Genomic DNA, 11,615 nt, shown 5'->3' with positions numbered 1-11,615 from the left:
GACAGTGGTTGCCATGAGCGATCACTCCATTGCACCTGTTGCAGCCCATGAACCCCCTTACTACGCCGCCGTGTTCACCTCCGTCAGGACCGAGGACGACGGAGGGTACGGAGAGACCGCCGAGCGCATGGAGGAGCTGGTGAAGGACATCCCGGGCTACCTCGGCATGGACTACGCGCGCACGCCGGGCGGGCTGGCGATCACCGTCGGGTACTTCCGGGACGCGGACGCGATCCGGGAGTGGAGCGGGCACGCCGAGCACCGCGCGGCGCAGCGGCGTGGCCGCGCCGAGTGGTACGAGCGCTACACGCTGCACATCGCCAAGGTCGAGCGGAGCCATGAGTTCGAGCGGACTCCAGGGGACTGAGCAGAGCGTCGGGACCGAGCGGGGCACAGAGGCAGGGCGAAGTGGCAGGAGCGAGCGTGCGGGCGACTGACGGGACTGACGGGACTGACGGGTCGGGAGGGACCGACGGGGCTGACGGGTCCGGAGGGGCTGGCGGGTCCGGCAGGGAAGACGTACGGCGGTTCTGGGAGCGGCTCGGGCTCCCGGGGCTCGTCGACGTCCACACGCACTTCATGCCCGAGCGCGTCCTGCGCAAGGTGTGGGACTACTTCGACGCGCTCGGGCCGCTGACCGGCGGCGTCGAGTGGCCCATCACCTACCGCGCGGAGGAGGGCGAGCGGCTCGCGGTGATCCGGGAGTTCGGGGTACGGGCCTTCACCGCGATGCTCTACCCGCACAAGGCCGGCATGGCGCAGTGGCTGAACTCCTGGGCCGTCGACTTCGCCCGCCGGACGCCCGACTGTCTGCACACCGCCACCCTGTTCCCCGAGCCGGGCGTCGAGGGGTACGTGCGGGAGGCGCTGGAGCAGGGGGCTCGCGTCTTCAAGGCGCACGTCCAGGTGGGGGCGTACGACCCGAGTGATCGACTCCTCGACTCCACCTGGGGGCTGCTCGCCGAGGCAGGGGTCCCTGTCGTGATCCACTGCGGGTCCGGTCCCGCACCCGGCAAACACACCGGGCCCGAGCCGGTCGCCCGTCTCCTCGCCCGGCACCCCCGACTGCGGCTGATCGTGGCGCACATGGGGATGCCCGAGTACGAGGACTTCCTCGCCCTCGCGGAGCGCTACGGGGAGGTGCGGCTGGACACGACGATGGCGTTCACGGACTTCAGCGAGCGGTTCGCGCCGTTTCCACGGGAGGCAGGGAACCGGCTCGTCGCCCTGGGGGACCGGATCCTGCTGGGGACCGACTTCCCGAACATCCCCTATCCGTACGTGCACCAGCTGCACGCCCTCGAACGGCTCGGGCTGGGGGACGACTGGCTGCGGGCCGTCTGCTACGAGAACGGCGCTCGTCTCTTCGCGATCAGTCCCTGAACGCGACGCCCTGTCAGTCCCTGAGCGGACGCCCGATCAGTCCCTGAACGGGGCGCCCCGGAACGCCCCTCGGGAACCTCGTGATCTTCCCAGGAGTTCCCTGAGAGGCACCTGTGTGTTTCTCAGGGAAATCACAGGTTCCCGAAAGCGTGCTCTCAGAGGACCCCGACAAGGTGTCCGCTATGACCACGACCTCGCCCCAGGGGCGCACCGAACTGCTGAGGCCGGACGGGAGCCCCGTCCGAGTGCTGGTAGTGGACGACGAGCTGTCGATCACCGAGCTGCTCTCCATGGCCCTTCGCTACGAAGGCTGGCAGATCCGCAGCGCGGGTGACGGACAGGGTGCGGTGCAGACCGCGCGCGAGTTTCGGCCCGACGCCGTTGTCCTCGACATGATGCTGCCGGACATGGACGGCCTCGCGGTCCTGGGGCGCCTGCGCCGTGATCTGCCCGACGTGCCCGTCCTCTTCCTCACGGCCAAGGACGCCGTCGAGGACCGCATCGCGGGGCTGACGGCCGGCGGCGACGACTACGTCACCAAGCCCTTCAGCCTCGAGGAGGTCGTGGCCCGGCTGCGCGGACTGATCCGCCGTTCCGGTGCCGCCGACCGGCGTTCCGACTCCGTGCTCGTCGTCGGCGACCTCACCCTCGACGAGGACAGCCACGAGGTCTCGCGTGCCGGGGAGAACATCCACCTCACCGCGACGGAGTTCGAGCTCCTGCGGTTCCTCATGCGTAATCCCCGGCGTGTACTCAGCAAGGCACAGATACTCGACCGCGTGTGGTCGTACGACTTCGGTGGCCAGGCCAACGTCGTCGAGCTCTACATCTCGTACCTGCGCCGCAAGATCGACGCCGGACGTGAGCCGATGATCCACACCAGGCGTGGGGCCGGTTACCTGATCAAGCCCGCGGCGTCATGAGCGGGCGACGACGGCCGCGTAAGCAGGGGCGAGGACGACAGCCGCGCACGCTGCGGACGCGGCTCGTCGTCGCGTCCGTGGTGCTGATCGCCGTGGTCTGTGCGGTGATCAGCACGGTGACGACACTTGCGTTGCGGTCGCACCTTTACTACCAGTTGGACGGGCAGCTGAACGAGGTCGCCTCCCGCGCATCCGGCTCGTTCGGTCCGCCCGGCGCGCAGCCCAAGAACGGCATTGGCGCGCCCGGTGGGCAGAGGGCGCAGTCGCGCCCGCCCGAACTCGAAGATTTCGTCACCAAGGGTCCGCAGCCCCCGGGCACCATCGCGGCCAAGGTGGTGAACGGTTCCATCACCGATGCCCGGCGCGGTGAGAAGTCCACGAGCGACCTCGAGATGAACGCAAAGACTCTCACCAAGGCACAGCTCGCGGCCCTCGGCTCCGTTTCCCAGGACGGCAAGCCGCACACCGTGGACATCCCCGGCGCGGGTGAGTACCGCGTCGAGTACAAGACAGGCGACAACGGCAACTACTACGCCGCCGTGCCGGCCTCGGACGTCAACAGCACCATCAACACCCTGATCCTCGTCGAGGTCAGCGTCACCGCCGCCGGTCTCATCGCCGCCGGCATCGCAGGCAGCGTCCTCGTCGGGCTCGCCCTGCGCCCCCTGCGCAAGGTCGCCTCCACCGCCACCCGCGTCTCCGAACTCCCCCTGCACACCGGCGAGGTCACCCTCTACGAGCGGGTGCCGGAGTCCGAGGCCGACCCGCACACCGAGGTCGGCCAGGTCGGCGCCGCGCTCAACCGCATGCTCGACCACATCCACAGCGCCCTGCACGCACGCCAGCAGAGCGAGATGCGCGTACGGCAGTTCGTCGCGGACGCGAGTCATGAGCTGCGTACACCGCTGGCGTCGATCCGCGGTTATGCCGAGCTGACCAGACGCGGCCGTGAGGAGACCGGACCCGACACCCGGCACGCCCTCGGCCGGATCGAGTCCGAGGCCGGGCGCATGACCCTGCTCGTCGAGGACCTGCTGCTGCTCGCGCGGCTGGACGCCGGACGCCCGCTCCAGTACGACCAGACCGACCTCGTACCGCTCGTCATCGACGCCGTGAGCGACGCCCGGGCGGCCGGACGCGACCACAACTGGCGGCTCGAACTGCCGGAGGAGCCCGCGCTGGTCCTCGCGGACGCCGCACGGCTGCAACAGGTCATGGTCAATCTCTTCGCGAACGCCAGAACGCACACCCCGCCCGGTACGACCGTCACCGCACGCGTGCACCGGCACGGACCGTGGCTGTGCGTGGACGTCCAGGACGACGGGCCCGGCATCCCGCCCGACCTGCTTCCGCGCGTCTTCGAACGCTTCGCACGCGGTGATTCCTCGCGCTCCCGGTCCTCCGGCTCGACGGGCCTGGGACTGGCCATCGTGCAGGCCGTCGCGGCCGCGCACGGCGGTGCCGTCACCGTGGACAGCATGCCCGGACGGACCGTGTTCACCCTTCATCTGCCCGCGATCGCCGTCGATCCGTTCGTGGAAACAAAGGCGCAACTGTTCTCACAGGCACAGCACAGCGCCACCACATGGGTGCAACAGGGCGTGTGACGAGAGTCGTTCGCATGCGAACCGACTCTTCTCCCGGCAACCTGCCGGCGCGGGAGCACCTCCCGGCCGGGTCCGCCGGTACGCCTGTCCTGGACGTAGTGATCCCCGTTTACAACGAGGAGAAGGATCTCCAGCCGTGTGTGGTGAGACTGCACGAGCATCTCAAGCGCACCTTCCCGTACGCGTTCCGCATCACGGTCGCGGACAACGCCTCGACGGACACCACCCCTCAGGTGGCCGCACGGCTGGAGTCGGAGATACCGGAAGTCAGGTCCTTCCGGCTTGAGCAGAAGGGCCGCGGGCGCGCGCTGCGCACCGTGTGGTCGGCCTCGGACGCTCCGATCCTCGCCTACATGGACGTGGACCTGTCCACCGACCTCAACGCCCTCCTCCCGCTGGTGGCCCCGCTGATCTCGGGCCACTCGGACCTCGCGATCGGCTCCCGGCTCGCCCGCAGCTCGCGCGTGGTGCGCGGTGCCAAGCGGGAGTTCATCAGCCGCACCTACAACCTGATCCTGCGCGGCTCGCTGCAGGCCCGCTTCTCGGACGCGCAGTGCGGCTTCAAGGCGATCCGTCGCGATGTCGCCCAGGTACTGCTGCCGCTGATCGAGGACACCGGCTGGTTCTTCGACACCGAGATGCTGGTGCTCGCCGAGCGCGCCGGACTGCGCATCCACGAGGTGCCGGTCGACTGGGTCGACGACCCGAACTCGACCGTGCACATCGTGAAGACCGCGACCGACGACCTGAAGGGTGTGTGGCGCGTGGGGCGTGCCCTCGCCACCGGTTCACTCCCCCTCGACCGGCTCGCGCGCCCCTTCGGGGACGATCCGCGCGACCGCGACCTGACCGACGTACCCAAGGGTCTGGCCCGCCAGCTCGTCGGCTTCTGTGTGGTGGGCGTCCTGTCCACCCTCTTCTACCTGCTCCTGTACAGCGGCTTCCGCTCGTTCTCGGGCTCGCAGATCGCCAACGCGCTCGCCCTGCTCGTGTCGGCCGTCGCCAACACCGCGGCCAACCGCCGGCTGACCTTCGGCGTCCGCGGTCGCGGGAGCGCGGTCCGGCACCAGGCACAGGGCCTGGTCGTCTTCGGTATCGGCCTCGCCCTCACCAGCGGCTCGCTCGCCGCCCTGAACGCGGCGACGAGCAGCCCGGCGCACTCCACCGAACTCGCGGTGCTCATCGCCGCCAACCTCGCGGCGACCGTGCTGCGGTTCCTGCTCTTCCGCGCCTGGGTCTTCCCGGACCGGCGTGACGAGACGGGAGCCTCGACCGTCGTCGCCTCGCACAACCCGTCCTCGCCCACCTACGGCACGACGACGGCGCACCAGCAGCACCCGCAACAGCTCCCGCACCAGCAGCACCCGCACACGCCGCTGCCCCAGCGCCCGAACGCGACCGCGCCCCAAGCTCCGTACACCAACTACGACCACAGCCAGACCAACGAGTTCCGCGCCGGTGAAGCCGCGGACCGGACCTGGGGGGACGCAACCATGCAGCTGCAAGCGGTGCGCCCGCACGATCACGACCCGAGGGACACGAGGGACGCACGATGACGACTCAGTCCGATACGAGCCACCAGGGGGGCGCGAGCCCCTCCGGCGCCGAGCCCTTCTGGGGACCGCCGAGCTCGACGGCTCTGCAGGAGCCCGTGGCGCCGCCCACCGCGGCCCCCCGGTCCGGTGAGCCCAAGCAGCCGTTCTTCCACCGCGTCTGGCGCGGCCGGCCCGAGGACCCGCGCTGGGTGCGCCCCGCCTTCCTCGCCCTGCTCGTCGCCACCGGCCTGCTCTACCTCTACAACCTGAGCGCCTCCGGGTACGCCAACTCCTTCTACTCCGCGGCCGTCCAGGCCGGCAGCCAGAGCTGGAAGGCCCTCTTCTTCGGCTCGCTCGACTCGGCCAACGCCATCACCGTCGACAAGCCCCCGGCCTCGCTGTGGCCGATGGCCCTGTCGGTACGGATCTTCGGTCTCAACTCGTGGGCGATCCTCGTCCCCGAGGTGCTGATGGGCGTCGCCACGGTCGGCGTCCTGTACGGGGCACTGCGCCGTCGCTTCAGCCCAGCGGCCGGTCTGATCGCGGGTGCGGTGCTCGCGCTCACTCCCGTCGCCGCGCTGATGTTCCGGTTCAACAACCCGGACGCGATGCTCGCGCTGCTGATGACCGTCACGATCTACTGCGTGGTCCGCGCTCTGGAGGACGGCCGGACGAAGTGGCTGGTCTGGGCGGGTGTCGCGGTCGGCTTCGCGTTCCTCGCGAAGACCCTGCAGGCCTTCCTGATCCTGCCGCCGCTCGCGGTCGTGTACGCGGTCTGCGCGCCGGTGCGGCTCAGGAAGCGGTTCGCCCAGCTGGGTCTTTCGGCGGTGGCGATGGTCGTCGCCGGCGGTTGGTGGGTGGCGATCGTGGAGCTGTGGCCCGCGTCCTCCCGCCCGTACATCGGCGGCTCGCAGAACAACTCCTTCCTTGAGCTGACCTTCGGCTACAACGGCCTCGGCCGTATCAACGGCGACGAGACCGGCAGCGTCGGTGGCGGCGGTGGCGGTGGCACCGGCCAATGGGGCGAGACCGGCTGGAACCGGATGTTCAACTCGGAGATCGGCAGCCAGATCGCATGGCTGCTGCCCGCCGCGCTGATCCTGTTCGTCGCGGGGATCGTGCTCACCCGCAAGGCCAGGCGGACCGACCTGACGCGCAGCTCGTTCCTCGCCTGGGGCGGCGCGCTGCTGATGACGACGATCATCTTCAGCTACATGGCCGGCATCTTCCACCAGTACTACACGGTGGCCCTGGCCCCCTACATCGCGGCCGTCGTCGGCATGGGCGCGACGGTGCTGTGGGAGGAGCGGAGCAAGGTCTGGGCCTCGCTCACCCTCGCCGGCGCGGTCACCGCGACCGCCGCCTGGGGATACGTGCTCCTCAACCGCACCCCCACCTACCTCCCGTGGCTGAAGTGGCTGGTCCTCATCGGCGGTCTGCTCGGCGCGCTCGGCCTGATCTTCGCGGCCAGGCTGGGCCGTCAACTGGCCCTCGCGGCGGTCGGACTGAGCTTCGTGGCCTCGGTCGCGGGTCCGACGGCGTACACGCTGTCCACGGTGAACACCGGGCACACCGGTTCGATCGTCACGGCCGGTCCCGCGGGCGCCAGCATGATGGGCGGCCGGGGTGGTCCCGGTGGCGGCGGCATGCGGGGCGGCTTCCCCGGTGGCGGCAACACCCAGGGCCAGAACCAGCAGGGCGGCAACGGCACCACCCAGCAGGGCGGCGGCATGGGCCAGCCCCCCACGGGCGGCACCGGTGGCTTCCCCGGTCAGAACCAGCAGGGCAACGGCAACACCCAGGGCCAGAACCAGCAGGGCGGCATGCCCGGCGGTGGCGCGATGGGCGAGGGCGGCATGGGTGGTGGCGGTGTGGGCGGTCTGCTCAACGGCGCGACCGTCAGCTCCGCCGCCAAGAAGCTGCTGGAGACGAACGCGGGCGACTACACCTGGGCGGCCGCGGCCGTCGGTTCCCAGAACTCCGCGAGCTACCAGCTCGCCACCGGCAAGCCGGTGATGGCGATCGGCGGCTTCAACGGCACCGACCCGTCCCCGACTCTGGCCCAGTTCAAGAAGTACGTGACGGACGGCAAGATCCACTACTTCATCTCGGGCGGCGGCATGGGCGGTGGCATGGGCGGCGGCAACTCCTCCTCCACCACCTCCACCTCCTCCCAGATCAGCTCGTGGGTCACGGCCAACTTCAAGAAGGTGACGGTCGGTTCGGCCACCTTCTACGACCTGACGCAGCCGACCAAGTAGCTGACAGCAGGTCCTGCACGCAGGGCGGTGGCCCGGAGCGATCCAGCTCCGGGCCACCACCCTTTTCGTACGCCCGCTCGTACGCCCCGCTTGTGCGCCCTTTTCGTACGCCCGGAGAACTGCGTTGTACGCTGTATGGGAACTGTTCTACGGTGTACAGCATGTCGACGACTCCCCCAGGACCCCCCGAGGACCAGCCGCAAGGCCACCCCCAACGCTGGCTGATCCTCGGCGTCATCTGCCTCGCCCAACTGACCGTGCTGCTCGACAACACCGTCCTGAACGTCGCGATCCCCTCCCTCACCCGGGAGCTGGGCGCGGCCACCTCCGACATCCAGTGGATGATCAACGCCTACTCGCTGGTGCAGTCCGGGCTACTGCTCACGGCGGGCAGCGCGGCCGACCGCTACGGCCGCAAGAAGATGCTGATCGCGGGTCTGGTCCTCTTCGGGATCGGCTCGGTGGTGGCCGGACTCGCCGACTCCACGGGCCAGTTGATCGCCGCACGGGCCGGGATGGGCGTCGGCGGCGCGCTCCTGCTGACCACCACGCTCGCCGTCGCCATGCAGGTCTTCACCCCCGCGGAGCACCCGAAGGCCATCGGCATCTGGAGCGCCGTCAACGCCCTCGGCTTCGCGGCCGGACCGCTCCTCGGCGGCTTCATGCTGAACCACTTCTGGTGGGGCGCGATCTTCCTGGTCAACCTGCCGGTGGTGGCCCTGGGCCTCGCCGCGGTGGTGGTCCTCGTACCGGAGTCGAAGAGTCCGCGCGGGGACCGCCCCGACCTCCTGGGAGCGCTGCTTTCCACGATCGGCATGACCGCACTCGTGTACGCGATCATCTCCGGCCCCGAACACGGCTGGACGTCGAGCCGGGTCCTGGCCACGGACGCGGTCGCCGTGCTGGTGCTGGCCGCCTTCGCGTACTGGGAGAGCCGGATCCCGTACCCCATGCTCGACCCGCACTTCTTCCGCGACCGGCGCTTCACAGGAGCCGTCGCGGGAGCCGTCCTCATCACCTTCGGCATGGGCGGTGCCCTCTTCCTCCTCACCCAGCACCTCCAATTCGTCCTGGGATACGGCCCCCTGGAAGCCGGACTGCGTACGGCGCCGCTCGCGCTCGCGGTCGTGGCGCTGAACTTCTCCGGCCTCTCGGCGAAGTGGACGGCGAGACTCGGCACTCCGGTGTCGATCGCGCTCGGCATGACGCTGATGTCGGCCGGGCTGGTGTCGATCGCCACGCTCGCCGCGCACGGGTACGGCGGCACGCTGCTCGGGCTGTTGCTGATCGGCGCGGGCGCCGCCGTGGCCAATCCGGCCATGGCACACGCCATCATGAGCGCGATTCCGCCGGAGAAGGCGGGCGTGGGCGCCGGGATCAACGGCACGCTCGCCGAGTTCGGCAACGGCCTCGGCGTGGCGGTCCTCGGGGCGATCCTCAACTCCCGGTTCGCGGCGCTGATTCCGGTGGCGGCGGCCTCGCTCCCGGCGGCGCTGGCCTCGGCGGGTTCGGAGGAGGAGCGTGGGCGGATCACGGACGCGTTCTCGTCGGGGTTGCAGACCAGCCAACTGGTGGGCGCGGTGGCCGTCCTTCTCGGTGGACTGCTGGCCGCGGCGTTGCTACGACGTGCGGAGAGGGCAGACTCCGCGGTGGCGGTGTCGGCGTAGCGCCCGCTTAGCATCAGGGTTCCGAGTTCCGAGTCATCCGTTGTGAGTTTCGAGTCTCGAGTTTCGAGTCCCGAGGAAGGTGCGCCATGGTGAGGGCAGCCGACCGTGCCGAGCGTCCGGCGCGGACCAGTGTCTGGCTGGAGGGCAAGGTTTCCCGGGGCGCTGCGGCGCGCGGGGGCGGGCAGCCGTCGGGGCTCGACCGGGACCGGATCACCGAGGTCACCGTACGGCTGCTGGATGCCGAGGGCATGGCGAAGTTCTCCATGCGCCGGCTGGCCGCCGAGCTGAACGTGACCGCGATGTCCGTGTACTGGTACGTCGACACCAAGGACGACCTGCTGGAGCTCGCCCTCGACGCGGTCTTCGGCGAACTGGAGCTGCCCGACGCGGAGTCGGGCGAGGACTGGCGCGACCAGCTCCGCTCCCTCGCCACCGGCTACCGCGCGCTGCTGGTCCGCCACCCCTGGGTGTCCCCGCTGATCGGGACCTTCCTGAACATCGGCCCGCACTCCATGGCCTTCTCGCTCTGCGTCCAGCAGGTGATCCGCAACACCGGCCTGCCCCGGCACGGCCAGATGGGCGCGCTCTCGGCGGTCTTCCAGTTCGTGTACGGGTTCGGCACCATCGAGGGCCACTTCGTGCAGCGCTGCGCCTCGGCGGGGATGACCCAGGACGAGTACTTCCGTCAGGCCATGAGCACGATCGGCGAACAGCCGCAGTTCTCCGCCAACTTCGAGAACGCCGCGGACCTCATGGAGGCCCGCGGCGGTGACACGGTCGAGGAGATGCGGGAGCGGGACTTCACGTTCGCGCTGGAGACGCTGATCGCGGGGATCGAGACGATGGTCGCCCGGGGTTAGGGCCTGCCCCGCTCCTTCTCGGCTGTTCCCGGGTTACTCCTGGGGTGACAGTCGGGCCGGGAAGCCGCCCGTCGCGACCGGTCCCCACTTCACCGGCGTGACCCGGATGATCGACTTGCCCTGCTTGAGCATGGCCTCCCGGTACTCGTCCCAGTCCGGGTGTTCGCCCGCGATGTTCCGGTAGTACTCGACGAGCGGCTCGACGGATTCGGGGGAGTCGACGACCTCGGCCGTGCCGTCGATCTGGACCCAGGGTCCGTTCCACTCGTCGCTCAGCACGATCAGGCTGACCCGCTCGTCCCGCTTGGCGTTACGGGTCTTCGCGCGTTCGGGGTAGGTCGAGACGACGATCCGCCCGGCGTCGTCGACCCCGCAGGTCAGGGGGGAGCCCTGGGGGCTGCCGTCCGCCCTCCGGGTCAGCAGGATGGCGCGGTGGCGGGGGCGTACGAAGTCGAGCAGTTCGTCCAGGGACACGGCGGTGTTCGTAGCGATGTTCGGTGCCATGTGAGTCAGCCTAGGCTGCCCGCCGGGAAGGTGCGCTCACCTCACGCCTGCGGGAGTGGCACGCCTTGTACCGCCTGGACGTCCAACTCCACCTTCAGCGTGGTGCCGATCGCCGAGATGCCTGCCTGGATGACCTGGTTGTAGTTCATGGCGAAGTCCTCGCGGTGGAGTTCGGTCGTCGCCCGGAAGGCGGCCCGCGTGCCGCCCCAGGGGTCCCCGCCCGTGCCCAGGTAGGCGAGGTCCAGGTCGACCGGGCGGGCGATGCCGCGCATGGTGAGTTCGCCGTGGACGGTCCAACGGTCGGAGCCGGCCGGGGTCAGGCCGGTCGAGCGGTAGGTGATCTGCGGGTACGTCTCGACGTCGAGGAAGTCGGGGGACTTCAGGTGGCCGTCGCGCATGCCGTTGCCGGTGTCGATCGAGGCCGCGGTGATCACGGCCTCGACGCGGGACTTGGACACGTCGTCCGGGGCGATCTCGATCGTCGCGGAGAAGTCCGTGAAACGTCCGTGCACGCTGGAGATGCCCAGGTGCTGCGCGACGGCGCCGACGGAGGAGTGCGCCGGGTCGACGGTCCAGGGTCCGGGCGGCGGCAGTTCGTTGCCGCCCTGGCGGGCGAGGGTCACGTTGCCGATCTCGGCCCGGCCGCTCGCCGTCACGATCGCGCTGGAGGCGGCGGGCGCGTACCCGACCGCGGTCACGATCACGGTGTACGCGCCGGGCGTGAGGGGGGTCGGGTCGTGCACGGCGCCTTCGGTGTCCGCCTCGGCGCGCAGCACCTGTGTCCCGGTCATGTCGGTCACCGTGACGACCGCGTGCGACACGGCCCATCCGTCCCGCGTGCGAATCCGTGCGGTCAGTCCCATCCCGTTTTCTCC

The 11,615-nt window shown here is 70.0% G+C and carries 10 protein-coding genes; 8 read left to right on the top strand and 2 right to left on the bottom strand.

Going from position 1 to position 11,615, the window contains the following annotated elements; translation table 11 throughout:
- Positions 1–13: 13 nt before the first annotated feature.
- The 8 genes from FNV62_RS25705 to FNV62_RS25670 all read left to right on the top strand — a co-directional run bounded on the left by FNV62_RS25705 (position 14) and on the right by FNV62_RS25670 (position 10,236).
- Entirely contained in the window at positions 14–367 is a 354-nt protein-coding gene (locus tag FNV62_RS25705; protein ID WP_097285371.1) for an antibiotic biosynthesis monooxygenase family protein, read from the top strand.
- Positions 368–423: 56 nt separating this feature from the next.
- On the top strand, positions 424–1,383 hold the full coding sequence (locus FNV62_RS25700) for an amidohydrolase family protein (RefSeq protein ID WP_143627200.1): 960 nt from the start codon (positions 424–426) through the stop codon (positions 1,381–1,383).
- Between the two features lie 182 nt (positions 1,384–1,565).
- Positions 1,566–2,306 carry a response regulator transcription factor gene (locus FNV62_RS25695; protein WP_054235077.1) on the top strand — a complete coding sequence of 247 codons (741 nt, stop codon included), beginning with the start codon at positions 1,566–1,568 and terminating at the stop codon, positions 2,304–2,306.
- The gene (locus FNV62_RS25690) at positions 2,303–3,913 is read left to right on the top strand and encodes a sensor histidine kinase (protein WP_143627198.1); all 1,611 of its coding nucleotides are present in this window, start codon (positions 2,303–2,305) and stop codon (positions 3,911–3,913) included. The genes FNV62_RS25695 and FNV62_RS25690 overlap by 4 nt, the downstream gene beginning before the upstream one ends.
- 14 nt (positions 3,914–3,927) lie before the next feature.
- Positions 3,928–5,469, top strand: a complete 1,542-nt coding sequence (locus FNV62_RS25685; RefSeq protein ID WP_097285367.1) for a bifunctional glycosyltransferase family 2/GtrA family protein — start codon at positions 3,928–3,930, stop codon at positions 5,467–5,469.
- Positions 5,466–7,709, top strand: a complete 2,244-nt coding sequence (locus tag FNV62_RS25680) for an ArnT family glycosyltransferase (protein ID WP_143627197.1) — start codon at positions 5,466–5,468, stop codon at positions 7,707–7,709. Before FNV62_RS25685 ends, FNV62_RS25680 begins: the two co-directional genes overlap by 4 nt.
- 161 nt (positions 7,710–7,870) lie before the next feature.
- A complete protein-coding gene (locus FNV62_RS25675; protein WP_143627195.1) occupies positions 7,871–9,376 on the top strand; it encodes an MFS transporter in 1,506 nt (501 codons plus the stop codon).
- An 86-nt stretch (positions 9,377–9,462) separates the two neighbouring features.
- Positions 9,463–10,236 carry a TetR/AcrR family transcriptional regulator gene (locus tag FNV62_RS25670; RefSeq protein WP_143627193.1) on the top strand — a complete coding sequence of 258 codons (774 nt, stop codon included), beginning with the start codon at positions 9,463–9,465 and terminating at the stop codon, positions 10,234–10,236.
- A 33-nt stretch (positions 10,237–10,269) separates the two neighbouring features.
- On the opposite strand, the gene FNV62_RS25665 is transcribed toward FNV62_RS25670, so the two are convergent.
- Together FNV62_RS25665 and FNV62_RS25660 are read right to left on the bottom strand one after the other, a co-directional pair.
- Entirely contained in the window at positions 10,270–10,740 is a 471-nt protein-coding gene (locus FNV62_RS25665) for a PPOX class F420-dependent oxidoreductase (protein WP_054235072.1), read from the bottom strand.
- Positions 10,741–10,781: 41 nt separating this feature from the next.
- Positions 10,782–11,603, bottom strand: a complete 822-nt coding sequence (locus FNV62_RS25660) for a YceI family protein (RefSeq protein ID WP_097285364.1) — start codon at positions 11,601–11,603, stop codon at positions 10,782–10,784.
- Positions 11,604–11,615 lie beyond the last annotated feature (12 nt).

Origin of the sequence: Streptomyces sp. RLB3-17, from assembly GCF_007113425.2 — a bacterium.
Taxonomy (GTDB): Bacteria; Actinomycetota; Actinomycetes; order Streptomycetales; family Streptomycetaceae; genus Streptomyces; species Streptomyces mirabilis_D.
Note: the sequence above shows the minus strand (reverse complement) of the source record. Positions and strands in the feature narration are given on the sequence as shown.

Excerpts from the sequence above, each read along its gene's own strand:
- FNV62_RS25660 (WP_097285364.1), bottom strand. The coding sequence starts at position 11,603 with ATGGGACTGACCGCACGGATTCGCACGCGGGACGGATGGGCCGTGTCG.
- FNV62_RS25695 (WP_054235077.1), top strand. The coding sequence starts at position 1,566 with ATGACCACGACCTCGCCCCAGGGGCGCACCGAACTGCTGAGGCCGGAC.
- FNV62_RS25680 (WP_143627197.1), top strand. The coding sequence starts at position 5,466 with ATGACGACTCAGTCCGATACGAGCCACCAGGGGGGCGCGAGCCCCTCC.
- FNV62_RS25705 (WP_097285371.1), top strand. The coding sequence starts at position 14 with ATGAGCGATCACTCCATTGCACCTGTTGCAGCCCATGAACCCCCTTAC.
- FNV62_RS25675 (WP_143627195.1), top strand. The coding sequence starts at position 7,871 with ATGTCGACGACTCCCCCAGGACCCCCCGAGGACCAGCCGCAAGGCCAC.
- FNV62_RS25670 (WP_143627193.1), top strand. The coding sequence starts at position 9,463 with ATGGTGAGGGCAGCCGACCGTGCCGAGCGTCCGGCGCGGACCAGTGTC.
- FNV62_RS25690 (WP_143627198.1), top strand. The coding sequence starts at position 2,303 with ATGAGCGGGCGACGACGGCCGCGTAAGCAGGGGCGAGGACGACAGCCG.
- FNV62_RS25665 (WP_054235072.1), bottom strand. The coding sequence starts at position 10,740 with ATGGCACCGAACATCGCTACGAACACCGCCGTGTCCCTGGACGAACTG.
- FNV62_RS25685 (WP_097285367.1), top strand. The coding sequence starts at position 3,928 with ATGCGAACCGACTCTTCTCCCGGCAACCTGCCGGCGCGGGAGCACCTC.